Source organism: Cupriavidus sp. FW305-3-2-15-C-LB2, assembly GCF_058787575.1.
The window spans coordinates 61,229-87,449 of record NZ_JBYSZW010000017.1 but is presented as its reverse complement, the minus strand read 5'-3'; the positions used below and the strand labels follow the sequence as shown (position 1 = coordinate 87,449).

Annotated in this window: 23 protein-coding genes and 1 other RNA gene; 21 read left to right on the top strand and 3 right to left on the bottom strand. The window is 66.2% G+C overall.

Annotated elements, in window-relative coordinates; genetic code table 11:
• The first annotated feature begins 90 nt into the window (after positions 1–90).
• From AC3WRR_RS14865 to AC3WRR_RS14840, 6 genes are all read left to right on the top strand, one after another.
• Positions 91–681 carry a TetR/AcrR family transcriptional regulator gene (locus AC3WRR_RS14865; RefSeq protein ID WP_026201385.1) on the top strand — a complete coding sequence of 197 codons (591 nt, stop codon included), beginning with the start codon at positions 91–93 and terminating at the stop codon, positions 679–681.
• Between the two features lie 76 nt (positions 682–757).
• Positions 758–2,545 carry an acyl-CoA dehydrogenase C-terminal domain-containing protein gene (locus AC3WRR_RS14860; RefSeq protein ID WP_316152901.1) on the top strand — a complete coding sequence of 596 codons (1,788 nt, stop codon included), beginning with the start codon at positions 758–760 and terminating at the stop codon, positions 2,543–2,545.
• A gap of 76 nt (positions 2,546–2,621) precedes the next feature.
• On the top strand, positions 2,622–5,045 hold the full coding sequence (locus tag AC3WRR_RS14855; protein ID WP_492297328.1) for a 3-hydroxyacyl-CoA dehydrogenase/enoyl-CoA hydratase family protein: 2,424 nt from the start codon (positions 2,622–2,624) through the stop codon (positions 5,043–5,045).
• Positions 5,046–5,066: 21 nt separating this feature from the next.
• Positions 5,067–6,266: an acetyl-CoA C-acyltransferase gene (locus tag AC3WRR_RS14850; protein ID WP_037025321.1), complete on the top strand. Its 1,200-nt coding sequence runs from the start codon at positions 5,067–5,069 to the stop codon at positions 6,264–6,266.
• 117 nt (positions 6,267–6,383) lie between these two features.
• Positions 6,384–7,340: a DegV family protein gene (locus AC3WRR_RS14845; RefSeq protein ID WP_454749230.1), complete on the top strand. Its 957-nt coding sequence runs from the start codon at positions 6,384–6,386 to the stop codon at positions 7,338–7,340.
• A 31-nt stretch (positions 7,341–7,371) separates the two neighbouring features.
• Complete coding sequence (locus AC3WRR_RS14840; RefSeq protein ID WP_492297326.1) at positions 7,372–8,148, top strand: enoyl-CoA hydratase; 777 nt, start codon at positions 7,372–7,374, stop codon at positions 8,146–8,148.
• Between the two features lie 90 nt (positions 8,149–8,238).
• On the opposite strand, the gene AC3WRR_RS14835 is transcribed toward AC3WRR_RS14840, so the two are convergent.
• Entirely contained in the window at positions 8,239–8,643 is a 405-nt protein-coding gene (locus tag AC3WRR_RS14835; protein WP_037025319.1) for an acyl-CoA thioesterase, read from the bottom strand.
• 108 nt (positions 8,644–8,751) lie between these two features.
• On the opposite strand from AC3WRR_RS14835, the gene AC3WRR_RS14830 reads away from it, so the two are divergent.
• The 10 genes from AC3WRR_RS14830 (at position 8,752) to AC3WRR_RS14785 (ending at position 19,466) form a co-directional block, all read left to right on the top strand.
• A complete protein-coding gene (locus tag AC3WRR_RS14830) occupies positions 8,752–10,650 on the top strand; it encodes an ABCB family ABC transporter ATP-binding protein/permease (RefSeq protein ID WP_010813923.1) in 1,899 nt (632 codons plus the stop codon).
• 204 nt (positions 10,651–10,854) lie between these two features.
• Positions 10,855–11,997, top strand: a complete 1,143-nt coding sequence (locus tag AC3WRR_RS14825) for an ABC transporter substrate-binding protein (protein ID WP_011614533.1) — start codon at positions 10,855–10,857, stop codon at positions 11,995–11,997.
• The gene (locus AC3WRR_RS14820; protein ID WP_010813921.1) at positions 11,994–12,848 is read left to right on the top strand and encodes an ABC transporter ATP-binding protein; all 855 of its coding nucleotides are present in this window, start codon (positions 11,994–11,996) and stop codon (positions 12,846–12,848) included. The genes AC3WRR_RS14825 and AC3WRR_RS14820 overlap by 4 nt, the downstream gene beginning before the upstream one ends.
• 12 nt (positions 12,849–12,860) lie before the next feature.
• Positions 12,861–13,634, top strand: a complete 774-nt coding sequence (locus AC3WRR_RS14815; RefSeq protein ID WP_010813920.1) for an ABC transporter permease — start codon at positions 12,861–12,863, stop codon at positions 13,632–13,634.
• A gap of 55 nt (positions 13,635–13,689) precedes the next feature.
• A complete protein-coding gene (locus AC3WRR_RS14810; protein ID WP_011614535.1) occupies positions 13,690–14,673 on the top strand; it encodes a LysR substrate-binding domain-containing protein in 984 nt (327 codons plus the stop codon).
• 103 nt (positions 14,674–14,776) lie between these two features.
• Entirely contained in the window at positions 14,777–16,084 is a 1,308-nt protein-coding gene (locus AC3WRR_RS14805; RefSeq protein ID WP_010813918.1) for a Glu/Leu/Phe/Val family dehydrogenase, read from the top strand.
• A gap of 266 nt (positions 16,085–16,350) precedes the next feature.
• Complete coding sequence (locus tag AC3WRR_RS14800; protein ID WP_010813917.1) at positions 16,351–17,250, top strand: glutamate/aspartate ABC transporter substrate-binding protein; 900 nt, start codon at positions 16,351–16,353, stop codon at positions 17,248–17,250.
• A 63-nt stretch (positions 17,251–17,313) separates the two neighbouring features.
• Positions 17,314–18,042, top strand: coding sequence for an amino acid ABC transporter permease (locus AC3WRR_RS14795; RefSeq protein WP_010813916.1), 729 nt, complete (start codon positions 17,314–17,316; stop codon positions 18,040–18,042).
• Positions 18,043–18,051: 9 nt separating this feature from the next.
• Entirely contained in the window at positions 18,052–18,735 is a 684-nt protein-coding gene (gene gltK, locus AC3WRR_RS14790) for a glutamate/aspartate ABC transporter permease GltK (protein WP_010813915.1), read from the top strand.
• On the top strand, positions 18,732–19,466 hold the full coding sequence (locus AC3WRR_RS14785) for an amino acid ABC transporter ATP-binding protein (RefSeq protein ID WP_010813914.1): 735 nt from the start codon (positions 18,732–18,734) through the stop codon (positions 19,464–19,466). Before gltK ends, AC3WRR_RS14785 begins: the two co-directional genes overlap by 4 nt.
• Positions 19,467–19,527: 61 nt before the next feature.
• Here the strand turns inward: AC3WRR_RS14785 and AC3WRR_RS14780 are convergent, their stop codons facing one another.
• On the bottom strand, positions 19,528–20,358 hold the full coding sequence (locus tag AC3WRR_RS14780) for a class II glutamine amidotransferase (protein WP_010813913.1): 831 nt from the start codon (positions 20,356–20,358) through the stop codon (positions 19,528–19,530).
• Between the two features lie 138 nt (positions 20,359–20,496).
• On the opposite strand from AC3WRR_RS14780, the gene AC3WRR_RS14775 reads away from it, so the two are divergent.
• The 5 genes from AC3WRR_RS14775 to rnpB all read left to right on the top strand — a co-directional run bounded on the left by AC3WRR_RS14775 (position 20,497) and on the right by rnpB (position 25,176).
• A complete protein-coding gene (locus tag AC3WRR_RS14775) occupies positions 20,497–21,570 on the top strand; it encodes a tartrate dehydrogenase (RefSeq protein WP_010813912.1) in 1,074 nt (357 codons plus the stop codon).
• Complete coding sequence (locus tag AC3WRR_RS14770; protein WP_492297323.1) at positions 21,567–22,874, top strand: glycerate kinase type-2 family protein; 1,308 nt, start codon at positions 21,567–21,569, stop codon at positions 22,872–22,874. The genes AC3WRR_RS14775 and AC3WRR_RS14770 overlap by 4 nt, the downstream gene beginning before the upstream one ends.
• A gap of 44 nt (positions 22,875–22,918) precedes the next feature.
• Complete coding sequence (gene pyrC / locus AC3WRR_RS14765; protein WP_011614536.1) at positions 22,919–23,953, top strand: dihydroorotase; 1,035 nt, start codon at positions 22,919–22,921, stop codon at positions 23,951–23,953.
• Between the two features lie 20 nt (positions 23,954–23,973).
• Positions 23,974–24,801: a DUF3025 domain-containing protein gene (locus tag AC3WRR_RS14760; RefSeq protein ID WP_454749232.1), complete on the top strand. Its 828-nt coding sequence runs from the start codon at positions 23,974–23,976 to the stop codon at positions 24,799–24,801.
• A gap of 34 nt (positions 24,802–24,835) precedes the next feature.
• An RNA gene (rnpB, locus tag AC3WRR_RS14755) (RNase P RNA component class A) lies at positions 24,836–25,176 on the top strand.
• A gap of 54 nt (positions 25,177–25,230) precedes the next feature.
• Here the strand turns inward: rnpB and AC3WRR_RS14750 are convergent.
• On the bottom strand, positions 25,231–25,653 hold the full coding sequence (locus tag AC3WRR_RS14750; RefSeq protein WP_010813908.1) for an OsmC family protein: 423 nt from the start codon (positions 25,651–25,653) through the stop codon (positions 25,231–25,233).
• Between the last annotated feature and the right edge of the window lie 568 nt (positions 25,654–26,221).

Sequence of the window (26,221 nt, the reverse complement as noted above, 5' to 3'; positions counted from 1 at the left end):
GCGGGGCCGCAGCAGGGCCCCGCAGAACGGAGAAAAAACATGCGACACCAGTCAGCCCGTCTCGAATCCGCCGCCGCCTCCCCCGCGCCAATGCGCAAGGGTGAAATGACGCGCGTGGCGATTCTGGATGCCGCACTGGAATTGTCGTCCCGCGACGGGCTCGAAGGTCTGACCATCGGGCTGCTCGCGGAACGCATGCAGATGAGCAAGAGCGGTGTCTTCGCGCATTTCGGTTCGCGCGAAGACCTGCAGGTGGAGGTGGTGCGGGAGTATCACCGCCGGTTCGAGCAGGAGGTGTTCTATCCCTCGCTGCAGGAGCCGCGCGGCCTGCCCCGGCTATGGTCGATGGTGCGGCGCTGGATGGAGAAGCGCATCCAGGAAGTGACGACTGGATGCATCTACATCAGCGGCGCCGTGGAGTACGACGACCGTGCCGGCAGCCTGGTGCGTGACGAGCTGGTCAAGAGCGTCACCATCTGGCGGGCAGCGCTCACGCGCGCCATCAACCAGGCGCGGGAGGAAGGGCACCTGCGCGCGGACTGCGATCCGCGCCTGATGCTGTTCGAGATGTACAGCCTTGAACTAGGCTTGCATCATGACGCCCGTTTCCTGCGCCTGCCTGACAGTGCCGAGCTTGCCATGGTCGCGCTCAACAAGCTGATTCAGTCTTACCGTACCTGAGGTCGCCCCGGTCGGACCGTATCGCGCAAGCGGGACGGGCGGCGTGGCGGCATCGCACAACTCCAAGGAGTCTCAGATGGGCCAGTACACCGCACCGTTGCGCGACATGCAGTTCGTGCTCCATGAACTGCTCGGCGCCGAAGCCGAACTCAAGGCGATGCCGCCGCACGCGGACATCGACGCGGACACCATCAACCAGGTTATCGAGGAAGCCGGCAAGTTCTGCTCGGACGTGGTGTTCCCGCTCAACCAGGTGGGCGACCGCGAAGGCTGCACCTACGTCGGCGACGGCGTGGTCAAGGCTCCCACCGGCTTCAAGGAGGCCTATCAGCAGTATGTCGAGGCCGGCTGGCCGGCGCTGGCGTGCGATCCCGAGTTCGGCGGCCAGGGCCTGCCGATCGTGATCAACAATGTGGTCTACGAGATGCTGAACTCGGCCGGCCAGGCCTGGACCATGTACCCGGGCCTGTCGCACGGCGCGTACGAGGCGCTGCACGCGCACGGCACGCCAGAACTGCAGCAGACCTACCTGCCCAAGCTGGTCTCCGGCGTGTGGACCGGCACCATGTGCCTGACCGAGCCGCACTGCGGCACCGACCTCGGCATCCTGCGTTCCAAGGCAGAGCCGCAGGCCGACGGTTCCTACCTGATCTCGGGCACCAAGATCTTCATCTCGGCCGGCGAGCACGACATGGCCGAGAACATCATCCACCTGGTGCTGGCACGCCTGCCGGACGCGCCGGGCGGCACCAAGGGCATCTCGCTGTTCGTGGTGCCCAAGTTCATCCCCGATGCCAACGGCAACCCGGGCGAGCGCAACGGCATCAAGTGCGGCTCGATCGAGCACAAGATGGGCATCCACGGCAACGCCACCTGCGTGATGAACCTGGACGGCGCGCGCGGCTGGATGGTGGGCGAGCCCAACAAGGGCCTGAACGCCATGTTCGTGATGATGAACGCCGCGCGCCTGGGCGTGGGCGCGCAGGGCCTGGGGCTGACCGAAGTGGCGTACCAGAACTCGCTGGCCTACGCCAAGGACCGCCTGCAGATGCGCGCGCTGACCGGCCCGAAGGCGCCGGACAAGCCCGCCGACCCGATCATCGTGCACCCGGACGTGCGCCGCATGCTGCTGACGCAGAAGGCCTACGCCGAAGGCGGCCGCGCCTTCAGCTACTGGACCGCGCTGCAGATCGACCGCGAGTTGTCGCACCCTGACGAAGCCGTGCGCAAGCAGGCCGGCGACCTGGTCGCGCTGCTCACGCCGGTGATCAAGGCCTTCCTGACCGACAACGCCTTCACGTCCACCAATGAGGGCATGCAGGTGTTCGGCGGCCACGGCTATATCGCCGAGTGGGGCATGGAGCAGTATGTGCGCGATGCGCGCATCAACATGATCTACGAAGGCACCAACACCATCCAGGCGCTGGACCTGCTGGGCCGCAAGATCCTGGGCGACATGGGCGCCAGGATGAAGGCCTTCGGCAAGATCGTGCAGGAATTCGTTGAAGCCGAAGGCACCAACGAAGCCATGCAGGAGTTCATCAACCCGCTCGCCGACATTGGCGACAAGGTGCAGAAGCTCACCATGGAAATCGGCATGAAGGCGATGGGCAATGCCGACGAGGTGGGCGCTGCCGCGGTGCCGTACCTGCGCGTGGTGGGCCACCTGGTGTTCTCATACTTCTGGGCCCGCATGGCCAAGATCGCGCTGGAGAAGGAAGCGAGCGGCGACAAGTTCTACACCGCCAAGCTGGCCACGGCACGCTTCTACTTTGCCAAGCTGCTGCCGGAAACCGCCGCCGAGATCCGCAAGGCGCGCGCCGGTTCGGCCACGCTGATGGCGCTGGACGCAGACCTGTTCTGAGTCGACTCTACCCGTCGTTCCCGGCCGGGAACGACGGCTTCGCATCTGTCTAACGCTCACTAATCCAGGAGCGAGCATGTCCAATTTCATCGTCAAGAAGGTCGCCGTGCTGGGTGCCGGCGTCATGGGGGCGCAGATCGCCGCCCACCTGATCAATGCGCGCGTGCCGGTGGTGCTGTTCGACCTTCCCGCCAAGGAAGGCCCCAAGAACGGCATCGCGCTGCGCGCCATCGAGAACCTGAAGAAGCTCTCGCCCGCGCCGCTGGGCATCAAGGAAGAGGCCGGCCTGATCCAGGCGGCCAACTACGAGGACGACATCGCGCTGCTCAAGGAATGCGACCTGGTGATCGAGGCGATCGCCGAGCGCATGGACTGGAAGCACGACCTGTACAAGAAGGTCGCGCCGCACCTGGCCTCGCACGCGATCTTCGCGACCAACACCTCGGGCCTGTCGATCACAGCGCTGTCCGACGGGTTTGATGCGGACCTGAAGTCGCGCTTCTGCGGCGTGCACTTCTTCAACCCGCCGCGCTACATGCACCTGGTGGAACTGATCCCGACCGCGACCACGCAGCCGCAGATCCTCGACCAGCTGGAAGCCTTCCTGACCACCACGCTCGGCAAGGGCGTGGTACGCGCCAAGGACACGCCCAACTTCATCGCCAACCGCGTCGGCATCTTCTCGATCCTGGCCGTGTTTGCCGAAGCCGAGAAGTTCGGCATCCCGTTCGACGTGGTCGATGACCTGACCGGCTCCAAGCTGGGCCGCGCCAAGTCCGCCACCTTCCGCACCGCGGACGTGGTCGGCCTGGACACCATGGCGCACGTGATCAAGACCATGCAGGACACCCTGCACGACGACCCGTTCGCGCCGGTGTACAAGACCCCGGCCGTACTCAAGGGCCTGGTCGACGCGGGCGCGCTGGGCCAGAAGACCGGTGCCGGCTTCTACAAGAAGGAAGGCAAGGCCATCAAGGTGCTCGACGCCAAGACCGGCCAGTACGTCGATGCCGGCAAGAAGGCCGACGAGATTGTGGTGCGCATGCTGAAGAAGGATGCGGCCGAGCGCATCAAGCTGCTGCGCGAGTCGACCAACCCGCAGGCGCAGTTCCTGTGGGCGGTGTTCCGCGACGTGTTCCACTACATCGCCGTCTACCTGGAGCAGATCGCAGGCTCCGCCGCCGACATCGACCTGGCGATCCGCTGGGGCTTCGGCTGGAACTCGGGTCCGTTCGAAGACTGGCAGTCGGCCGGCTGGAAGCAGGTGGCCGAGTGGGTCAAGGAAGACGTGGAAGCCGGCAAGGCGCTGTCGGCCGCGCCGCTGCCGGCATGGGTATTCGAGGGCCCGGTGGCAGAGAACCAGGGCGTGCACGCCGCTGCCGGTTCGTGGTCGCCGGCGACGCAGTCCTTCGTCGCGCGCAGCAAGCTGCCGGTGTACCAGCGCCAGGCATTCCGTGCCGCGATCAAGGGCACTGCCGCGGCCGATCCGCGCAAGGCCGGCCGCACCGTCGAAGAGAACGACGCCGTGCGCATCTGGGTGAGCGAAGGCCAGGACGACGTGCTGGTGGTCTCGTTCAAGAGCAAGATGAACACCATCGGGCCGGACGTGATCGACGGCCTGACCCGCGCCATCGACCTGGCCGAAACCGGCTACAAGGGGCTGGTGGTGTGGCAGCCGACTTCGCTGCAGCTGGGCGCACCGGGTGGCCCGTTCTCCGCCGGCGCCAACCTGGAAGCGGCCATGCCCGCCTTCATGATGGGCGGCGCCAAGGGCATCGAACCGTTCGTGAAGAAGTTCCAGGACGGCATGATGCGCGTGAAGTACGCCTCGGTGCCGGTGGTGTCCGCGGCGTCCGGCATTGCGCTGGGCGGCGGCTGCGAGCTGATGCTGCATTCGGCTTCGCGCGTGGCCGCGCTGGAGACGTATATCGGCCTGGTCGAAGTGGGCGTGGGCCTGGTGCCGGCCGGCGGCGGCCTGAAGGAAGCCGCGCTGGCGGCCGCGCGCGCGGCGCAGGCCGCGGGCAGCACCAACATCCTGCAGTTCCTGACCAGCCGCTTCCAGAGCGCGGCCATGGCCAAGGTCTCGGCCTCGGCGCTGGAAGCGCGCCAGATGGGCTACCTGCAGCCGTCCGACAAGATCGTCTTCAACGTGCACGAGCTGCTGTACGTGGCGCAGAACGAAGTGCGCGCGCTGGCCAGCGCCGGCTACCGCGCGCCGCTGCCGACGCTGGTCCCGGTGGCCGGCCGCTCGAGCATTGCCACCATCAAGGCATCGCTGGTCAATATGCGCGACGGCGGCTTTATCTCGGCGCACGACTTCCTGATCGCCAGCCGCATCGCCGAGGCGGTGTGCGGCGGCGACGTCGAGGCCGGCTCGCTGGTGAGCGAGGACTGGCTGCTGGCGCTGGAGCGCAAGGCCTTTGTCGACCTGCTCGGCACCGGCAAGACGCAGGAGCGCATCATGGGCATGCTGCAGACCGGCAAGCCGGTGCGTAACTAACAGGGCAAGCGAGGAACCGACATCATGAAACAACTGCAAGACGCATATATCGTTGCGGCCACCCGCTCGCCGATCGGCAAGGCCCCGAAGGGCGCGTTCAAGAACACGCGCCCGGACGACCTGCTGGCAACCATCCTGAAGGCTGCCGTGGCGCAGGTGCCGGACCTGGACCCGAAGCTGATCGAAGACGCCATCGTCGGCTGCGCGATTCCTGAGGCGCAGCAGGGCCTGAACGTGGCGCGCATCGGTGCGCTGCTGTCGGGCCTGCCCAATACCGTGGGCGGCATCACCGTCAACCGCTTCTGCGCCTCGGGCGTGAGCGCGGTGGCGATGGCTGCCGACCGCATCCGCGTGGGCGAGTCCGACGTGATGATCGCCGCCGGCGTGGAATCGATGAGCATGGTGCCGATGATGGGCAACTCGCCGTCGATGTCGCCGGAGATCTTCACCCGCGACGAGAACGTGGGCATCGCCTACGGCATGGGCCTGACCGCCGAGAAGGTGGCGCAGCAATGGCAGGTCAGCCGCGAGGACCAGGATGCGTTCTCGCTGGCCTCGCACCAGAAGGCCATCGCGGCGCAGCAGGCCGGCGAGTTCAAGGACGAGATCACGCCGATCGAGATCGTCGAGCGCTTCCCCGACCTCGCCAGCGGCCAGGTGAACGTGAAGTCGCGCACGATCTCGCTGGACGAAGGCCCGCGCCCGGAGACCTCGCTGGAAGGCCTGGGCAAGCTGCGCCCGGTGTTTGCCAACAAGGGCAGCGTCACCGCCGGCAACAGCTCGCAGACCTCCGACGGCGCCGGCGCGCTGATCCTGGTCTCGGAAAAGATCCTCAAGCAGTTCAACCTGGTGCCGCTGGCGCGCTTCGTCTCGTTCGCGGTGCGCGGCGTGCCGCCCGAGATCATGGGCATCGGCCCCAAGGAAGCGATTCCGGCGGCGCTGAAGGCCGCGGGCCTGACCCAGGACCAGCTCGACTGGATCGAACTGAACGAGGCCTTTGCCGCGCAGTCGCTGGCGGTGATGCGCGATCTGCAACTGGATCCGGCCAAGGTCAACCGCATGGGCGGCGCGATTGCGCTGGGCCACCCGCTCGGTGCGACCGGTGCGATCCGTTCGGCCACGGTGGTGCACGCGCTGCGCCGCCATAACCTGAAGTACGGCATGGTGACCATGTGCGTTGGCACGGGCATGGGCGCCGCAGGTATCTTCGAGCGCGTCTGAACGCGCCTGCGGGACGGTCCCTCGGGACTGTCCCGCCCTTCTGCATCAGGTGAAGAAAGCAGTAACCGGGGGCTGCCGCCCGCGACGCGGGTCACCAGGTAGGGAGGAGACAATAATATGCAGGAGACAGCCATCCTGGCCGATGCCGCGTGCGATCTGCCGCGCGACGTCATGGCCCAGCTGAAGGTCCACACGATTCCGTTCCGCATCCGCGCGGGCGAACACTTTGTCGCCGATACGCGCGATGAAGACGCGCTGCCCACGCTCTACCAGCAATACCTGATCGGCCGCCAGGACCACTACGCCGAATCGATCCCGCTGCTCGAGCGCGAGCTGGAAGAACACCTGCTGCGCAACGTGGTGGCCCACTGCGACCGCGCCATCCTGTTCACCATTGCCAGTTCGCGCAGCAAGCTGTATGCGCATGCCACCGGCGCGGTGATCGGCACCGTGGCGCGCAGCGTGCGCCTGCGCAAGGAAGCCGGGCGCACGGGCCTGTTCGACCTGACCGTGGTCGACACCGGCGCGATCGGGCCGGGCCAGGCGCTGATCGTGCGCGAAGCCGCGCGCATGGCCGCCGCCGGCGCCAGCCCGCAGGCGGTGCGGGAAGCGGTCGAGACGCGCCTGCGCGATGCCGCCCATATGTTCCTGGTGCCCGACGAGCTGCTCTACATGTACACGCGCGCGCGCCAGAAGGGCGAGGGCAGCATTACCTGGGGGCGCTATGTGATGGGCAGCGCCTTCAATATCCGCCCGGTGGTGCGCATGCACCGCGGGCACACCGAGGCCATTGCCAGGGCGCGCGGCTCCGAGGAGGGTGCGCGCCGCGTGCTGCAGCATGCCGAGCAGTGCATCCGCGGCGGCGACCTGATGGTGCCGGCGATCTCGGTCTGCTATGCCGGCCCGCTCGATGACGTGCGCGCGATGCCGGCGTTCCAGTCGCTGGAGCGCACCGCGCGCGGACAGGGCGTGGCACTGATGCTGGCGCCGATGAGCCTGACGGTGGCGCTGAATGTCGGCGCGCGCGCGTTCGGGCTGAGCTATCTTTCCGAATCGCCGCCGCCTTTTGAATAAACCCAGCAATGCATCCACAGACGAGGACACCATGAGCATCCGCACCGGCATCGAGCAGGGCATCCTGACCATCGAGTTCGACCGCATCGACAAGAAAAACGCCATCACCGCGGCGATGTACCAGGCCATGGCCGACGCGCTGCGCGTGGCCGAGACCGACCGCAACGTGCGCGCCATCCTGCTGCGCGGCAAGCCCGAGATCTTTACCGCCGGCAACGACCTGGAAGACTTCATGCAGCGCCCGCCCACCGCCGGCGAAGGCGCGGAGCAGGCGCCGGTGTTCCAGTTCCTCTACCAGATCAGCCACGCCACCAAGCCGATCGTGGCAGCCGTCAGCGGTGCCGCGGTCGGGGTGGGCACCACCATGCTGCTGCATTGCGACCTGGTCTATGCGTCCGATACGGCCAAGTTGTCGCTGCCGTTCGTGCAGCTGGGCCTGTGCCCGGAGGCCGCCTCGAGCCTGCTGCTGCCGCGGCTGGTCGGCTACCAGCGCGCGGCCGAGAAGCTGCTGCTGGGCGAAGCCTTCAGCGCGCAGGAGGCGCTGGAGATCGGGCTGGTGACGCGGGTGCTGCCGGTGGCCGAGCTGCACGACTTTGCGTTGGAGCAGGCGCTCAAGCTGGCGGCCCTGCCGGCGTCGTCACTGCGCGAGACCAAGCGGCTGATGAAGGCGGGCGATGTGGCGGTGGTGGAAAAGCAGATGGCCGACGAGGGCGCGGTGTTCCGCAGGATGCTGGTGGCGCCGGAGGCGAAAGAGGCGTTTGCTGCCTTCTTCCAGAAGCGCAAGCCGGATTTTACGAAGTTCGAGTAAGGCCCACGTCTGTCCAATCCCGCTTGTTCTCTCCCCTCTCCCGCTCGCGGGAGAGGGGAGAAAACAGCCAGCAAGCGCTGGCTTATCCCTTCAAGCCGACGGCAGCATCCGCGGCTGCCGCGATTCATCCGTCGCCACATACGTCAGCGTGGCCTCCGTCACCTTGACGATCTCATTGCTGTGGCGCATCCGTTGCGCGTAGACCTCGACCGACACCGTGATCGAGGTACGGCCGGTCTTGACGATGTCCGCATAAAAGCTGACCAGGTCGCCAACGAACACCGGATGCTTGAACAGGAAGGAGTTGACCGCGACGGTGGCCACGCGGCCCTGGGCGCGTTCCACCGCCGGGATCGAGCCGGCGATATCCACCTGCGCCATGATCCAGCCACCGAACACGTCGCCGTGCACATTGGCGTCGGCGGGCATGGGCACCACGCGCAGAGCGGGATTCTTGCCGGCGGGCAGGGCGGGGACGGTGTGGGGAGCGTTCATGACGGTGTGTGGTGGACTGCGGAAGGAGGCGGGGCGCGGCGAAAGACCCTTCGCCTGCCACGTAATGCGAACTCTGCGACAATCGCGCATTGGCCCGAATTCTAACGTATGCGCCGCTATTCCACGACCGCCGAGCCGGCCCCCGCTCCTGCTTCAAACACGCTCTTTCCCGGTCAGCGCGCGCCCCGCAGCGACTGGCAGACGGTGCGCAACCTGCTGCCCTATGTCTGGCACTACAAGTGGCGCGTGATGCTGGCGCTGGCGTGCCTGGTGTCCGCCAAGGTGGCCAACCTGGGCGTGCCGGTGCTGATGAAGCAGCTGATCGACAGCATGAACCTGCAGCCGGGCGATCCGCGCGCGCTGCTGGCCGTGCCGGTCGGGCTGATCGTCGCCTACGGGCTGCTGCGGCTGTCGGCGACACTGTTCACCGAGTTGCGGGAGATGCTCTTTTCCAAGGTCACGCAGAGCGCCGTGCGCGAGATCGCGCTGCAGGTGTTCCGACACCTGCATGCGCTGTCGCTGCGCTTCCACCTGGACCGGCAGACCGGCGGCATGAGCCGCGACATCGAGCGCGGCACGCGCGGCATCCAGTCGCTGATCTCGTACTCGCTGTACAGCATCCTGCCCACGCTGGTCGAGATGGGGCTGGTGATCGGCTTCTTTATCCTGCACTACGACATCTGGTTCGCGGCCATCACCGGCTGCGCGCTGGTGGGCTATATCGTCTTTACCATCGTGGTGACGGAATGGCGCACGCATTTCCGCCGCCGCATGAACGAGCTCGATTCGCGCGCCAACCAGAAAGCGATCGATTCGCTGCTCAACTTCGAGACCGTCAAGTACTTCGGCAATGAAGAGTACGAGGCGCAGCGCTACGACGAGAACCTGCGCAAGTACCGCACCGCGGCGATCCGCTCGCAGAACTCGCTGTCGTTCCTGAACTTCGGCCAGCAGACCATCATCGCACTGGGGCTGATCCTGATCCTGTGGCGCGCCACCGTGGGCGTGGTCGACGGCAAGCTCACGCTGGGCGACCTGGTGCTGGTCAACACCCTGATGATCCAGCTCTATATCCCGCTGAACTTCCTCGGCGTGATCTACCGCGAGATCAAGCAGGCCACCACCGACATGGACCGCATGTTCGTGCTGCTGGGCACCAACCAGGAGGTGGCCGACGCGCCCGGCGCGCAGCCGCTGCAGGTCAGCGGCGCGCAGGTGCGTTTCCGCGACGTGCGCTTCAGCTATGAGCCGGACCGGCTGATCCTGGATGGCGTGGATTTCACCATCGCGGCGGGCACCACCACCGCGGTGGTCGGGCACAGCGGCTCGGGCAAGTCGACGCTGGCGCGGCTCTTGTTCCGCTTCTACGACGTCAACGGCGGCGCCATCGAGATCGACGGCCAGGACATCCGCGCGATCACGCAGGACAGCCTGCGCCGCGCCATCGGCATCGTGCCGCAGGACACGGTGTTGTTCAACGACAGCATCTTCTACAACATCGCCTACGGCCGGCCAGACGCCAGCCGCGACGAGGTCATCGCCGCCGCGCGCGCCGCGCAGATCGACAGCTTCATCCGCGAGCTGCCGCAGGGGTACGAGACCCCGGTGGGCGAGCGTGGCCTGAAGCTGTCCGGCGGCGAGAAGCAGCGCGTGGCGATCGCGCGCACGCTGCTGAAGGACCCGCCGGTGCTGGTCTTCGACGAAGCCACCTCGGCGCTGGATTCACGCACCGAGCAGGCGATCCAGGCCGAGCTGATGCGGCTGGCGCAGAACCGCACCACGCTGCTGATCGCGCACCGGCTGTCCACCGTCGTGCATGCCGACCAGATCCTGGTGATGGACCACGGCCGCATCGTCGAGCGCGGCACCCATGCCGAGCTGATGCGCGCGCGTGGCCGCTACGCCGAGATGTGGGACATCCAGGCGCGCGCCGCCGCCAAGGGCGGCGAAGCCGTGGGCGCGGATGCGCTGGCACTCGACGTGGGCGACGCCACGCAGGACGCCTGACGGGACTGCATTCTCCTGTATCCGCATGCACCAAGGGGCGGCGGGCATTGTCGACAATCATTGCCGACGATGGCGCTGCGGCAATCGCCTCGCACACTTTTGGTTCGGCAATCGCTTGCGGGCACGCCCTGAAACGGGGCTGAAAAACCTGGCACGTCCCTTGCGGACGAATCCCTCCGAGATCACGATCAACGGAGAGTTTCCATGCCTCATTTCCACGCTGCGCTAGCGTCCCCCGGCGTTTGCGCTGCTGCCGCCGAGAACCATGAACATACCGGCACGCGCGCGTCCCGCACTGCGGCACGGCGCCGCCTGCTGAAGCTCGGCGTGATGATCGGCACCAGCCTGGTGCTGTCGACACAGTTCGCCGGCGCGGCCCACGCGCAGGCTGCACCAACCAAGGTCCGCTTCCAGCTCGACTGGCGCTTCGAAGGGCCGGCGGCGCTGTTCCTGCTGGGCGAGCAGAAGGGCTACTACAAGGCCGAGAAGCTCGACGTCTCGATCGATGCCGGCAACGGCTCGGGCAACGTGGTCAACCGCGTGGCCTCGGGCACGTACGACATGGGCTTCGCCGATATGTCGTCGGTGATGGAGTTCTACGGCAACAACCCCGACGCGAAGAACAAGCCGGTGGCCGTGATGATGGTCTACAACAACACGCCCGCCGCCGTCCTCGCGCTGAAGAAGTCCGGCATCCGCGCGCCGAAGGACCTCGCCGGCAAGCGCATGGGCGCGCCGGTGTTCGACGCCGGCCGCCGCGCCTTCCCGATCTTCGCCAGGGCCAACGGCCTGCAGGCGTCCTCGTTCAACTGGCAGGCAATGGACCCGACGCTGCGCGAGACCATGCTCACGCGCGGCGACCTCGATGCCATCACCGGGTTCTCGTTCACATCGATCCTGAACCTGAACGCGCGCGGCGTGAAGGATGAAGACATCGTGGTGCTGCCGTACCCGCAGTTCGGCGTGAAGCTGTACGGCAACGCGGTGATCGCCTCCGAGGATTTCATGAAGAAGAACCCCGAGGCGGTGAAGGCCTTCCTGCGCGCCTTCAGCAAGTCGGCGCGCGACGTGATCGCGCGGCCGGAAGAGGGCATCAAGGCGGTCAAGGCGCGCGACGGCATCATCGATGAGAAGCTGGAAGTGCGCCGGCTCAAGCTGGCGCTGGACAGCGTGGTCAAGTCGCCGGACGCGAAGGCCGAGGGCTTCGGGCGCGTCAGCGAGCCGCGCCTGTCGCTGATGGCCTCGCAGGTGGCCGATGCCTTCGGCACCAAGGGCCGCATCAACCCCGATGCCCTGTGGACCGACGCGTTCCTGCCCAGCGCGGCCGAACTGGATGTGCTGCGATGATGACGCGCCAGGCTGCCTTCATGCCCGCCTCCGGCGGGAGCGCCGCGCCCGCGGCCGCGGAACCCTTTGTCGATTTCAACCGGGTCTGGCTGGCCTATAACGACGAGCTCGCGCACAAGGGCGAGTTCGCGGTCGAGGACATCTCGCTGCAGGTGGCGCCGGGCGAGTTCATTGCCATCGTCGGCCCGTCCGGCTGCGGCAAGTCCACCTTCATGAAGCTGGCGACCGGGCTCAAGGCGGCCACGCGCGGCGTCGTGAGGATTGCCGGCGAGAAGGTGACCGGCCCGCTCAAGCAGGTCGGCATGGCCTTCCAGGCGCCCACGCTGCTGCCGTGGCGCACCACGCTGGACAACGTGATGCTGCCGCTGGAGATCGTCGAACCATATCGCTCCACCCTGCGCGCACGTCGCGACGAGTACGTCGAGCGCGCGCGCAAGCTGCTGCATACGGTGGGCCTGGCCGGCTACGAGGACAAGTACCCGTGGCAGCTGTCCGGCGGCATGCAGCAGCGCGCCTCGATCTGCCGCGCGCTGGTCCACGAGCCGCGCATGCTGCTGCTGGACGAGCCCTTCGGCGCGCTCGACGCCTTTACGCGCGAGGAGCTCTGGTGCGTGCTGCGCGACCTGTGGCAGGCGCAGCGCTTCAACGTGATCCTGGTCACGCACGACCTGCGCGAGGCCGTGTTCCTGGCCGACACCGTCTACGTGATGAGCCAGCGCCCGGGTCGCATCCTGATGCGCAAGGAGATCGACCTGCCGCGCCCGCGCGACCTGGAACTGACCTATACCGAGCCATTTGCCGACCTGGTGCACGTGCTGCGCGAGAAGATCGGCCATGTGCGCCAACACTGAGGCAAAGCTACCATGATGACTCTCACTTCCGCGCAGGAGCGCCGCGTGCAGCGCGTGGCGCCCTGGCTGCTGCTGGCCGCGGTGCTGCTGCTGTGGCAGGGCGCGTGCATGGCCTTCGGCGTGTCCGACTTTATCCTGCCGACACCATCGGCGATCGTGGCCTCGCTGGTGGAATATGCCGACGTGATCGCCGGCCATGCGTGGCGCACCTTCTGGACCACCATGGTGGGCTTCGGCGTGGCCATCGCCGTGGGCGTGCTGCTGGGGCTGGCAATGGGCTCGTCACGGCTGCTCTATGCCGCCAGCTATCCGCTGATGACGGCCTTCAACGCGCTGCCCAAGGCCGCCTTCGTGCCGATCCTGGTGGTGTGGTTCGGCCTGGGCGCGGGTCCGGCCATCCTGACCGCGTTCCTGATCTCGTTCTTCCCGATCATGGTCAATATCGCCACCGGGCTGGCCACGCTGGAGCCGGAACTGGAGGACGTGCTGCGCGTGCTCGGCGCCAAACGGCGCGACGTGTTGTTCAAGGTCGGTCTGCCGCGCGCCATGCCGTATTTCTTCGCCTCGCTGAAGGTGGCAATCACGCTGGCCTTTGTCGGCACCACGGTGTCGGAGATGAACGCCGCCAACGAGGGTATCGGCTACCTGCTGGTGTCGGCCGGCTCGGCCATGAAGATGCCGCTGGCCTTTGCCGGGCTGGTGGTGATCGCGGTGATGGCGATGGCGATGTACGAGCTGTTTGCGGTGGTCGAGAAGCGCATGACCGGCTGGGCGCATCGTGGCTGACGGCTTGCCGCCGGACAGGTGACGGAGGCCCGGGCGCGGGTGGATAATCCGCGTCATGGAAATCAAATGGCTTGAAGACTTCGTCAGCCTGGCCGAGACGCACAGCTTCTCGCGCTCGGCCGAGCTGCGCCACGTCACGCAGCCGGCGTTCTCGCGCCGCATCCAGTCGCTGGAGGCGTGGGTCGGCACCGAGCTGATCGACCGCTCGAGCTACCCCACCAGCCTGACCCCGGCCGGCAAGGTGTTCTACGAGCAGGCGCTGGCCATGCTGGCGCAGGTCAGCGAGACCCGTGCGCTGATGCGCGGCCAGCGCTCGGCCAACGCCCAGGTGCTGGAGTTCGCGGTGCCGCATACGCTGTCGCTGACCTTCTTCCCGGAATGGCTCAAGGCGCTGGAGCGCAGGATCGGCACGCTGCCGTGCCGGCTGCGCGCGCTCAACGTCCACGACGCGGTGCTGATGCTGGTGGAGGGCGGCTGCGACCTGGTGATGGTCTACCACCACGCGCGCCAGGCGATCCAGCTGGATCCGGCCCGGTACGACATGCTGGTACTTGGTACCGAGCGGCTGTCGCCCTACAGCGTGCCGGACGCTGCCGGCAAGCCGCAATTCCGGCTGCCCGGCACCGACAAGAAGCCGGTGCCCTTCCTCAGCTACACGCCCAACGCCTTCCTCGGCCGCATGGTCGACCTGCTGCTGGCCGACACCTCCGAGGCGCTCAAGCTCGACAAATGCTACGAGACCGACATGGCCGAGGCGCTCAAGGTGATGGCGCTGGCCGGCCACGGCATGGCCTTCCTGCCCGAAAGCGCGGTGCGCGAGGACGTGGCCGCGGGCCGGCTGGTGCGGGCCGAGTCGGCGCGCGGGCTGCCGTTGTCGATCGACATGGAAATCCGCCTGTACCGCGAGCGCCCGGGCGAGAACGGCAACGAACGCCGCGCCGGGGCACGGCGCAAGCGCCAGCTGGTCGACCAGGTGTGGTCGACCTTGTCGGCGGCCCAGTCCGCCCAGCCGGCCGGCTCCCCGGTTTCCGCCAGATGACAACGTTATGCAGGTTTTGCATGACCGGATGAGCAAACGGCATTGGATTCGGGCGGGGCGCCAGCCCTAAGCTTGCGGGCATTCTTCACACCGGAACCAACCGATGTCTTCCGCAGCACCGACCAATATTGCTGGCCAAAAGCACGCACTCCCGTCTTACCTCAATGCCGACCATCTCGGCCCCTGGGGCATCTACCTGCAGCAGGTCGACCGTGTCACGCCTTACCTGGGCTCGCTGGCACGCTGGGTCGAAACCCTCAAGCGCCCCAAGCGCGCGATGATCGTCGACGTTCCCATCGAACTGGATAACGGCACCATTGCCCATTTCGAGGGCTATCGGGTGCAGCACAACCTGTCGCGCGGCCCGGGCAAGGGCGGCGTGCGCTTCCACCAGGACGTGACCCTGTCCGAGGTGATGGCGCTGTCGGCCTGGATGTCGGTGAAGAATGCCGCGGTCAACGTGCCCTACGGCGGTGCCAAGGGCGGCATCCGCGTCGATCCGCGCACGCTCTCGCACGCCGAGCTGGAACGCCTGACGCGCCGCTACACCAGCGAAATCAACATCATCATCGGGCCGAGCAAGGATATTCCGGCGCCGGACGTGAACACCAACGCCCAGGTCATGGCCTGGATGATGGACACGTACTCGATGAACTCCGGCAGCACGGCCACCGGCGTGGTGACCGGCAAGCCGATCTCGCTGGGCGGCTCGCTCGGCCGCCACGAAGCCACCGGCCGCGGCGTGTTCGTGGTCGGCTCCGAGGCCGCGCGCAATATCGGCCTGGAGATCAAGGGCGCGCGCGTGGCGGTGCAGGGCTTCGGCAACGTGGGCGCGGTGGCGGCCAAGCTGTTCCATGAGGCCGGCGCCAAGGTGGTGGCGGTGCAGGACCACCGCACCACGCTGTTCGACCCGGCCGGCCTGGACGTGCCGGCGATGATGGAATACGCCTCGCACAGCGGCACCATCGAAGGCTTCCGCGGCGAAGTCCTGCGCACCGAGCAGTTCTGGGAAGTCGACTGCGACATCCTGATCCCGGCCGCGCTGGAAGGCCAGATCACGGTGCAGAACGCGCCCAAGATCACGGCAAAGCTGGTGATTGAAGGCGCCAACGGCCCGACCACGCCGCAAGCCGACGATATCCTGCGCGAGCGCAATATCCTGGTCTGTCCCGACGTGATCGCCAACGCCGGCGGCGTGACCGTGTCCTACTTCGAATGGGTGCAGGATTTCTCCAGCTTTTTCTGGACCGAGGAAGAAATCAACCAGCGCCTGGTACGGATCATGCAAGAAGCCTTCCGGGCAATCTGGCAAGTGGCACAGGACAACAAGGTGACGCTGCGCACGGCGGCGTTTATCGTGGCCTGTACGCGGATCCTGCAGGCGCGCGAGATGCGCGGCCTGTATCCCTGATCCGGGCACGGGAAACGGGATAAGGCACTGCCATGGTGCAATGCAATAATCGTCCCGCTCCCCATGGCTCATGACCGTCAGACGCGGTCTCCGGCAAGCGCCGGAGACCGCGTTGTCGTATCCGGACGCCGTGCGCAGTGATTGCCCTGAAGTGGGGTTCTAGGAGAAAACCCAGTTGTATTGCGGCGGATGCTGCGCAATACTGTTTCACCAGTGGGGGTTTTATCTCTAGAATCCCGCTTTCTCTTCATGGTCAAGGAGATGTTATGAATTTCGCCAAGCTGGCTGCCCTGATGATTGCCGGGGGCGTGATGTGCGGGACGGCACAGGCAGCTGAACAACTGACGGGCACGCTGAAGAAGATCAAGGACACCGGCGTCATCACGCTGGGCGTGCGCGAGTCGTCGATTCCGTTCAATTACAACCTGGGCGGCGTGCGTCAGGTTGGCTATTCCTACGATATCAACATGAAGATCGTGGAAGCCATCAAGGACCAGCTCAAGCTGCCGAACCTGCAGGTCAAGGAAATCCCGATCACCTCGCAGAACCGCATCACGCTGCTGCAGAACGGCACCATCGACATCGAGTGCGGCTCCACCACCAACAACCTGGAGCGCCAGAAGCAGGTTGGGTTCACCAACTCCATCTTCATCATCGGCACGCGCATCATGGTGAAGAAGGACGCCGGCATCAAGGACTGGGCCGACCTGAAGGGCAAGAACGTCGTCACCACCGCCGGCACCACGTCGGAGCGCCTGCTGCGCAAGATGAACGACGACCAGAAGCTGGGCGTGAACATCATCAGCACCAAGGACCATGGCCAGTCGTTCCTGACGCTGGAATCGGGCCGCGCGGTCGCGTTCATGATGGACGACGCGCTGCTGTACGGCGAGCGCGCCAAGGCCAAGAACCCGGCCGACTGGATCGTGGTGGGCAAGCCGCAATCGCGCGAGTCCTATGGCTGTATGATCCGCAAGGACGATCCGCAGTTCAAGAAGCTGTCCGATACCGTGATCTCCGGCATGATGAAGGACGGTTCGATCAACACCCTGTACACCAAGTGGTTCATGACGCCGGTGCCGCCGAAGGGCCTCAACCTGGACTTCCCGCTGTCCGAAGACATGAAGGCGTTGTTCAAGACGCCGAACGACAAGGCGCTGGACTGACCTGCCGTTGACAGCAGTGTGAAACGGAAGGCATGTCCTTCCGTTTCTTTTTGAGGACGCAACATGAACTACAACTGGCATTGGGCAGTTTTCCTCGAACAGGCCGCCCAGAACGAGACCTACCTGGACTGGATGATCTCGGGCCTGAAGGTAACGCTCGCCCTGGGACTCTCGTCCTGGGTCATCGCCCTGGTCATCGGTTCGGTGCTCGGCGTGCTGCGCACCGTGCCCAACAAGTGGCTGGCGGGCATCGCCGCCACCTATGTGGAAATCTTCCGTAACATCCCGCTGCTGGTGCAGCTGTTCATCTGGTATTTCGTCGCGCCCGAGCTGCTGCCCGGTGGCGAGGCGATCAAGCAGATGAACCCGTTCGCGCAGCAGTTCCTGGCCGCCATGCTGTGCCTGGGCACCTTCACCGCCGCGCGGGTCTGCGAGCAGGTGCGCTCGGGCATCAACTCGCTGGCGCGCGGGCAGAAGAATGCCGGCCTGGCGATGGGCTTCACGCTGCCGCAGACGTACCGCCACGTGCTGCTGCCGATGGCGTTCCGCGTGATCGTGCCGCCGCTGACTTCCGAATTCCTGAACATCTTCAAGAATTCGGCGGTGGCTTCGACCATCGGCCTGCTGGAACTGGCGGCGCAGGGCCGGCAACTGGTGGACTACACCGCGCGCCCGTATGAATCGTTCATCGCGGTCACGCTGATGTACGCGCTGATCAACGTGACGGTGATGCTGATCATGCGCTGGGTGGAAGCCCGCACGCGCGTGCCCGGCTTTATCGGCGGCAAGTAAGGGGGCGCCATGGCTTATTCCTTCGATTTCACTTCCATCACCCCTGCCACGCTCGAGGTCCTGGGCGAGGGCATGATGGTCTCGCTCAAGATCACCGTCACCGCGGTGGTGGTGGGCATCGTCTGGGGCACCATCCTGGCGATGATGCGGCTGTCGTCGTTCAGGCTGCTGAACTGGTTTGCGCAGGGGTACGTGACCATCTTCCGCTCCATCCCGCTGGTGATGGTGCTGTTGTGGTTCTTCCTGATCATTCCGCAGGTGCTGCAGAACCTGTTCAACCTGTCGCCGGCGACCGACCTGCGCATGACGTCCGCGCTGGTGGCCTTTGCGCTGTTCGAGGCCGCGTACTACTCGGAAATCATCCGCGCGGGCATCCAGAGCGTGTCGCGCGGGCAGATGTTCGCGGCGCAGGCGCTGGGCATGACCTATGGCCAGTCGATGCGGCTGGTGATCCTGCCGCAGGCGTTCCGCAACATGGTGCCGCTGCTGCTGACCCAGGGCATCATCCTGTTCCAGGATACGTCGCTGGTCTACGTCAGCGCGCTGGCCGACTTCTTCGGCCAGGCCTACGGCATCGGCGAACGTGACGGCCGCATCGTCGAGATGCTGCTGTTCGCCGGCGTGGTGTACTTCGTTATCTGCTTCTCCGCTTCGCTGCTGGTCAAGCGTTACCAGAAAAAGGTGGCTGTATGATCGAAATCAACAATGTCTCCAAGTGGTACGGCGCCTTCCAGGTGCTGACCGACTGCACCACCAAGGTCGCCAAGGGTGAAGTGGTGGTGGTATGCGGCCCGTCCGGGTCGGGAAAGTCCACGCTGATCAAGACCGTCAACGCGCTTGAGCCGTTCCAAAAGGGCGATATCCTGGTCGACGGCACCTCGGTGGGCAATCCCAAGACCAACCTGCCCAAGCTGCGCTCGCGCGTGGGCATGGTGTTCCAGAACTTCGAGCTGTTCCCGCACCTGTCGATCACCGAGAACCTGACCATCGCGCAGATGAAGGTGCTCGGCCGCTCCAAGGACGAGGCGATGGCCAAGGGCCTGAAGTACCTGGACCGCGTGGGCCTGAAGAGCCAGGCGGAGAAGTACCCCGGCCAGCTGTCGGGCGGCCAGCAGCAGCGCGTGGCGATCGCCCGTGCGCTGTCGATGGACCCGATCTGCATGCTGTTCGACGAGCCGACTTCGGCGCTGGACCCGGAGATGGTCAACGAAGTGCTGGACGTGATGGTGCAGCTGGCGCAGGAAGGCATGACCATGATGTGCGTGACCCACGAAATGGGCTTCGCGCGCAAGGTGGCCAACCGCGTGATCTTCATGGACCAGGGCAAGATCGTCGAGGACTGCGAGAAGGAGGAGTTCTTCGGCAATATCGAACACCGCTCCGAGCGCGCCAGGCAGTTCCTGTCGAAGATCCTGCATCATTGACCGGCCTGGCAGGGCAAGCAGAAAGGGACGCCTCGGCGTCCCTTTTTTCGTTCCCGATGGCTCAGGTGCAGGCCGTGTTGGCCGCGTTCTTCGCCTGCACTTCAGGCGGGATCGGCACCGTCAGCGTCATGGTCGGGTGCCCGTCCTCGAACATGATCAGCTCGCCCGGGGCGAAGCGGGTCCAGGTCTCGTTGTCGGTCAGCGGCTGGGTGGCGATCACCGCCACGCGGTCGTCCGGTGTGGTGACCTGGGCGAAGTCGATCGACAGGTCGGCGTCGATCAGGTGCGCGGTCGAGAACGGCCACTGCCGCACGATGTAGTACAGGTGCGTGGAGCAGTGCGCGAACTGGGCCTGGCCGTTGCACAGCAGGTAGTTGAACACGCCATGCAGCGTGATCTCGCGGGTGATGTCGGCCAGCGCATGGCACAGCTCGTTCAGCGGCGGCTGCGAACCCGGGAAGCGCTTGCGCAGGCCCTGCATCAGCGTGCAGAAGGCCAGTTCGCTGTCGGTATCGCCCACTGGCTGGTAGACGCCGGACAGGAACGGGGTGAAGCCCTTCAGGTCGCCGTTATGGGCAAAGATCCAGTGGCGGCCCCACAGCTCGCGCATGAAGGGGTGGCAGTTCTCCAGCAGCACGGTGCCCTGCGTGGCCTTGCGGATATGCGAGATGACGTTCTTGGACTTGATCGGGTAGCGCTTGATCAGGTCTGCCACCGGCGAGGTGCCGGCGGACTGGTTGTCGATAAACAGGCGGCAGGCCTTGTCCTCGAAGAAGGCCACACCGAAGCCGTCGGCGTGATGGTCGGTCAGGCCACCACGCGCGGCAAAGCCCGTGAAGGAGAACGTCACGTCGGTCGGCGTGGCGCAGTTCATGCCTAGCAGCTGGCACATATCGGGGTACCGGTCGGCAGCGGGCTGCCGCTTTGCAATAGAATGCAGACATTATCCCGCGCACCCGGGCCGCTGCCAAGCAGCGTCGGCCGGCCGCGCGCGGCGACCGGCCATCCTGCACGTATCTCCCCAATAACCATGCGCCAATACAAGATCGCCGTGATTCCCGGAGACGGAATCGGCACGGAAGTCATGCCCGAGGGCATCCGCGTGATGGACGCCGCGGCGCGGCGCTTCGGCATCGACTTCCAGTGGGACCACTTCGACTTTTCCAGCTGCGACTACTACGCCCGCCACGGCAAGATGCTGCCGGACGACTGGTTCGACACGCTGGTCAAGTACGACGCCATCTACTTCGGCGCGGTGGGCTGGCCTGATGCCGTGCCTGACCACGTCTCGCTGTGGGGTTCGCTGCTGCAGTTCCGGCGCTCGTTCGACCAGTACGTGAACCTGCGCCCGGTGCGGCTGATGCCCGGCATCAGGAGCCCGCTGGCCGGCCGCCAGCCTGGCGATATCGACTTTTATGTGGTGCGCGAGAACACCGAGGGTGAATACTCCAGCATCGGCGGGCGCATGTTCCCGGGCACCGAGCGCGAGATCGTGGTGCAGGAAACCGTGATGAGCCGCACCGGCGTCGACCGCATCCTGAAGTTTGCCTTCGAGTTGGCACAGAAGCGGCCGAAGAAGCACCTGACGTCGGCGACCAAGTCCAATGGCATCTCGATCACCATGCCGTACTGGGACGAGCGCGTCGAGGCGATGGCGGCCAGCTACCCCGGCATCAAGGTCGACAAGTACCACATCGACATCCTGACCGCGCATTTCGTCCAGCATCCGGACTGGTTCGACGTTGTGGTGGCCAGCAACCTGTTCGGCGACATCCTGTCCGACCTGGGCCCGGCTTGCACCGGCACCATCGGCATCGCGCCGTCGGGCAATATCAACCCCGACCGCACCTTTCCCAGCCTGTTCGAGCCGGTGCACGGCTCGGCCCCGGATATTGCCGGGCGCGGCGTGGCCAACCCGATCGGCCAGATCTGGTGCGGCGCCATGATGCTGGAGCACCTGGGCCATGAAGCAGCCGGCGCCGCCGTACTGGGCGCGATCGAAAAGGTGCTGGCCGCGGGCCCCGAACACGCGCCGCTGACGCGCGACATCGGCGGCAAGGCTGGCACTGCCGACCTGGGCCTGGCTATCGCGGAGGCGCTGTGAGCGCGGCGGTCGCGGGCGATCCCCGCGCCTTGCTGCTGGACAGCTTCCACGCGGCGGTGGCGGCGGCCGATCCGCTGCAGATCGTGGCGCAGCACCTGCCACCCCCGCACGCGGGCGGCCGCACGCTGGTGGTGGGCGCGGGCAAGGCCGCGGCGTCGATGGCCGCGGCGGTCGAGCGTGCCTACGCTGGCAAGGCCACGCTGGAGGGGCTGGTGGTCACGCGCTACGCCCACGGGCTGCCGACCGACCATATCCGCGTGATCGAGGCCGGCCATCCGGTGCCCGACGAGGCCGGCGAGCAGGCCGCCGCCGATATCCTGGCCAGCGTGCGGTCGCTGACGCCGCAGGACCGGCTGCTGGTGCTGGTGTCAGGCGGCGGCTCCAGCCTGCTGTCGCTGCCGGCCGAAGGCATCCCGATGGCTGACCTGAAGGCCGCCACTCGGGAACTGCTGCGCTGTGGCGCGCCGATCACCGAGATGAATATCGTGCGCAAGCATGTCTCGCGCATCCAGGGCGGGCGGCTGGCGCAGGCAAGCCGTGCGCCGGTGACCACGCTGATCGTCTCGGACGTGGCCGGCGACGATCCCAGTGCGATCGCCTCGGGCCCGACCGTGGCCGACCCGAGCACCTTTGCCGATGCGCTGGAGATCCTGCGCCGCTGGGGCGCGCAGGTGCCGGCCAGCGTGCAGGCACACCTGGAGCGCGGCGCCCGCGGCGACGTGCCGGAGACGCCCAAGCCGGGCGATGCACTGTTCGCCCGGGTCGACCACCGCATGATCGCCACTGCCCATGGCAGCCTGCAGGCGGCCGCGGCGCTGTTCCGCGAACGCGGCATCACCCCGGTGGTGCTGGGCGATACCGTGACCGGCGAAGCGCGCGAAGTGGCCCGCGTCTACGCCGCGCTGGTGCGCGAGATTCGCGCGTACAATGCGCCGTTTGCCGCGCCCGTGGCGCTGATTTCCGGAGGTGAGTGCACGGTCACTTTGCCTGCCGGCGGTGGCGCCACGAAGGCACGGGGCGGGCGTTGCTCCGAATTCCTGCTGTCGCTGGCGGTCGAGCTTGACGGCATGCCCGGCGTGCATGCGATCGCAGCCGACACCGACGGCATCGACGGTTCGGAAGACAATGCCGGTGCGCTGGCCGATCCGACCACGCTGGCGCGCGCCGCGGCCGCCGGCCTGCCGGGACTGCGCCAGCTGGACGCGCACGACGCCTGGGGCCTGTTCGATGCCATCGGCGACCTGGTAGTCACCGGCCCGACGCGCACCAATGTGAACGACTACCGCGCCATCCTGATTCTCTGATTTCGACGAACGCCAGCCGCCGCCGCGGCAGGCCCAAGCTAGCCATGACCCAGAAGCTCACCATCACCCGCCCGGACGACTGGCACCTGCACCTGCGCGACGGCGCGGCCCTGGCCGCCGTGCTGCCCGACACCGCGCGCCAGTTCGCACGCGCCATCATCATGCCCAACCTGAAGCCGCCCGTGACCACGGTGGCGCAGGCGCAGGCCTACCGTGCCCGCATCCTGGCGGCGCTGCCGGCCGGCCTGCAGTTCGAGCCGCTGATGACGCTGTACCTGACCGACAACACCACGGCCGAAGAGATCGCCGCGGCCAAGGCCAGCGGCTTTGTGCACGGCGTCAAGCTGTACCCGGCCGGCGCCACCACCAACAGCGACGCCGGCGTGACCGATATCCGCCGCTGCTACCCGGCGCTGGAAGCGATGCAGCGCGCGGGCCTGCCGCTGCTGGTGCATGGCGAGGTGACCGACCCCAGCATCGACATCTTCGATCGCGAAGCCGTCTTTATCGACCGCGTGATGACGCCGCTGCGCCGCGACATGCCAGAGCTGAAGGTGGTGTTCGAGCACATCACCACCAAGGATGCCGCCGAATACGTGCGCGACGCCAGCGGCCCGGTCGGCGCCACCATCACCGCGCACCACCTGCTCTACAACCGCAACGCCATCTTCACCGGCGGCATCCGCCCGCACTACTACTGCCTGCCGGTGCTCAAGCGCGAGACCCATCGCGAGGCCCTGGTGGCGGCCGCGGTCTCGGGCAGCCCGCGCTTTTTCCTGGGCACCGACAGCGCGCCGCACGCGCGCGGGCTGAAGGAGCACGCCTGCGGCTGCGCCGGCTGCTATACCGCGCTGCATGCGATGGAGCTGTATGCCGAGGCCTTCGACGCCGCCGGCGCGCTGGACAAGCTGGAAGCCTTTGCCAGCTTCAACGGCCCGGCCTTCTACGGCCTGCCGCGCAACACCGGCACGCTGACGCTGGAGCGCGAGGACTGGGAACTGCCGGCCGAGCTGCCCTATGGCGACACCACGCTGGTGCCGCTGCGCGGCGGCGAGACGCTGCGCTGGAAGGCCCGCTAAACCCTGCTGCGGCCTTGCCCATGCAGGCGCAAGCGGGCGACGAGCCCTTCGTCGCCGCGCTGGCCGGGATCGACTGGTCCCGGCCGTGGTTCCAGCTGTTTGCTGCGCAGGGTGCCGCGCTCGCTGCGGCGGTGCAGGGCGGCGCCGATCTGCGCGCGCTGCTAAGTGCGCATGCAGCCCAACTCCGCCTGTGCAATGCCCGCGGCCTGCCGCTGCGTTTCATTGCCCAGCATGCCTTGCCGGAAGGCAGCGCCTATGAGGCGCATATCCATGCCACCGGCGAGATCCCGACCCGCGACAATCTCCACGATTTCTTCAACGCGCTGACCTGGCTGCATTTCCCGCAAGCCAAGCGCGTGCTCAACCAGATCCAGGCCGAGGTCATTGCGCGCGAAGGCGTGCAGACCACGCGCGGCAGCGTGCGCGATGCGGCGACCCTGTTCGACGAAAATGCGGTGCTGTTTGTCAGCACCGACCAGGACCTGGCGGATGCGCTCAAGGGGTTTGCGTGGCAGCGGCTGCTGGTCGAATCCAGGCCGGCGTGGGGCAGGGCCTGCACGGTGGTGCCGTTCGGCCATGCGCTACTCGAAAAACTGGTGCAGCCGTACAAGTCGGTCACTGCCCATGCATGGGTGCTGCCGCTGGCGCCGCAGCAGGCGGCAGGCCCGTGGCTGGACGTCATGCTGGCGCAATCCCTTGCCGCTGCGGCCCAGGCTGGCGCGCTGCGCGGCGGGCGCAGTTTTGCGCCGCTGCCGGTGATGGGCATTCCGGGCTGGTGCGACGATAACGCCGAACCTGGCTTCTACGCCGATACCTCTGTGTTCCGCCCAGGACGGCGCGCCGGCTGAAGGCGCCGCCAATCGGTGTTAGACTGCGGGCCGCAAAGCAGGCCAGGCAACCGCTGCCTGCACCGCAAGGTGCAGGGGGAGGAAAGTCCGGACTCCACAGGGCAGGGTGTTGGCTAACAGCCATCCACGGCAACGTGCGGAATAGGGCCACAGAGACGAGTCTTGCCGCCGGGTTCGCCCGGCGGGAAGGGTGAAACGCGGTAACCTCCACCTGGAGCAATCCCAAATAGGCAGGCGATGAAGCGGCCCGCTGAGTCTGCGGGTAGGGAGCTGGAGCCGGCTGGTAACAGCCGGCCTAGAGGAATGGTTGTCACGCACCGTTTGCCGCAAGGCGGGCGGGGCGCACAGAATCCGGCTTATCGGCCTGCTTTGCTTCTTCTTCCGGCATGACCCGGCGCCACCACGGCGTACCGGGTCTGCATCTTCCTTTCAGGCTTCGACGATTTCCATCGTGTGCGTGATCTCGGCCGTCTTGGCCAGCATGATCGACGCCGAGCAGTACTTTTCGTGCGACAGCTTGATGGCACGCTCGACCGTGGCGGGGTTGAGATTCTTGCCGGTCACCACAAAATGGAAGTTGATGCGGGTGAAGACTTTGGGGTCCTCGCCGGCGCGCTCGGCCTGCAGCTGCACGCTGCAGCCGGAAACGTCCTGGCGGCCGCGCTTGAGGATCAGCACCACGTCATAGGCGGTGCAGCCGCCGGTGCCGAGCAGCACCATCTCCATCGGCCGCGGTGCCAGGTTATGGCCGCCGCCGTCGGGCGCACCGTCCATCGCCACGATATGGCCGCTGCCGGTCTGGGCCACGAAGCTCATGCCGTCGGCACCCATCCATGTCACTTTGCATTCCATTTTGTTCGTTCCTGTCGTTTATATTGTGTGCTTCCGATCACAGGCGCATGATCTCGAATCTTGCAATTCTCAGTATATGGCATCGCCCGGCTTGGGTTGCTGACGCCCAAATCCCTATGAAATCTGAGGGTTTCCTCTAGTATGACAGCTCAATGACATGCCTTGATTTTTCGTAAGTCATTGATTTCTAATCGAAATGCTCTGTCTGGTGCGTCACGTTTTTCTTTCCGCAATACGAAATTGCATTTCGCAGTACAAATTTTCCTTGCACTGGGGAAAACCCCATGTATAATTTGAATCATTGAACGACGGCACTGACAGCGCGCCAGAGTGCGAAAGCGAAGCCCCAGGGGGCAAGCCGCACCGCCCGCCAGTCCCTCCGTCGATCTCCCAGTGTCTCCTCCACCCTCCTCCTTTGGTGGATTCAAACCCAAGCTCAACCGCTTGGGTTTTTTTTCGCCCCTGCGTTCTGGCGCGCTAAGCACTGAAAAGCGCGCGACGCTGCCCTGGTTTGGGCCCGCGATGGCGGCGACCTTGACGAAAAGGTCAGTCTTTGCTTGTGCGGTTC

Coding starts and splice junctions, on each gene's coding strand:
- AC3WRR_RS14805 (WP_010813918.1), top strand. CDS start 14,777: ATGTCTTCCGCAGCACCGACCAATATTGCTGGCCAAAAGCACGCACTC.
- AC3WRR_RS14800 (WP_010813917.1), top strand. CDS start 16,351: ATGAATTTCGCCAAGCTGGCTGCCCTGATGATTGCCGGGGGCGTGATG.
- AC3WRR_RS14760 (WP_454749232.1), top strand. CDS start 23,974: ATGCAGGCGCAAGCGGGCGACGAGCCCTTCGTCGCCGCGCTGGCCGGG.
- AC3WRR_RS14825 (WP_011614533.1), top strand. CDS start 10,855: ATGCCTCATTTCCACGCTGCGCTAGCGTCCCCCGGCGTTTGCGCTGCT.
- pyrC (WP_011614536.1), top strand. CDS start 22,919: ATGACCCAGAAGCTCACCATCACCCGCCCGGACGACTGGCACCTGCAC.
- AC3WRR_RS14860 (WP_316152901.1), top strand. CDS start 758: ATGGGCCAGTACACCGCACCGTTGCGCGACATGCAGTTCGTGCTCCAT.
- AC3WRR_RS14775 (WP_010813912.1), top strand. CDS start 20,497: ATGCGCCAATACAAGATCGCCGTGATTCCCGGAGACGGAATCGGCACG.
- AC3WRR_RS14810 (WP_011614535.1), top strand. CDS start 13,690: ATGGAAATCAAATGGCTTGAAGACTTCGTCAGCCTGGCCGAGACGCAC.
- AC3WRR_RS14865 (WP_026201385.1), top strand. CDS start 91: ATGCGCAAGGGTGAAATGACGCGCGTGGCGATTCTGGATGCCGCACTG.
- AC3WRR_RS14845 (WP_454749230.1), top strand. CDS start 6,384: ATGCAGGAGACAGCCATCCTGGCCGATGCCGCGTGCGATCTGCCGCGC.
- AC3WRR_RS14835 (WP_037025319.1), bottom strand. CDS start 8,643: ATGAACGCTCCCCACACCGTCCCCGCCCTGCCCGCCGGCAAGAATCCC.
- AC3WRR_RS14750 (WP_010813908.1), bottom strand. CDS start 25,653: ATGGAATGCAAAGTGACATGGATGGGTGCCGACGGCATGAGCTTCGTG.
- AC3WRR_RS14855 (WP_492297328.1), top strand. CDS start 2,622: ATGTCCAATTTCATCGTCAAGAAGGTCGCCGTGCTGGGTGCCGGCGTC.
- AC3WRR_RS14820 (WP_010813921.1), top strand. CDS start 11,994: ATGATGACGCGCCAGGCTGCCTTCATGCCCGCCTCCGGCGGGAGCGCC.
- AC3WRR_RS14785 (WP_010813914.1), top strand. CDS start 18,732: ATGATCGAAATCAACAATGTCTCCAAGTGGTACGGCGCCTTCCAGGTG.
- AC3WRR_RS14830 (WP_010813923.1), top strand. CDS start 8,752: ATGCGCCGCTATTCCACGACCGCCGAGCCGGCCCCCGCTCCTGCTTCA.
- AC3WRR_RS14840 (WP_492297326.1), top strand. CDS start 7,372: ATGAGCATCCGCACCGGCATCGAGCAGGGCATCCTGACCATCGAGTTC.
- gltK (WP_010813915.1), top strand. CDS start 18,052: ATGGCTTATTCCTTCGATTTCACTTCCATCACCCCTGCCACGCTCGAG.
- AC3WRR_RS14795 (WP_010813916.1), top strand. CDS start 17,314: ATGAACTACAACTGGCATTGGGCAGTTTTCCTCGAACAGGCCGCCCAG.
- AC3WRR_RS14815 (WP_010813920.1), top strand. CDS start 12,861: ATGATGACTCTCACTTCCGCGCAGGAGCGCCGCGTGCAGCGCGTGGCG.
- AC3WRR_RS14780 (WP_010813913.1), bottom strand. CDS start 20,358: ATGTGCCAGCTGCTAGGCATGAACTGCGCCACGCCGACCGACGTGACG.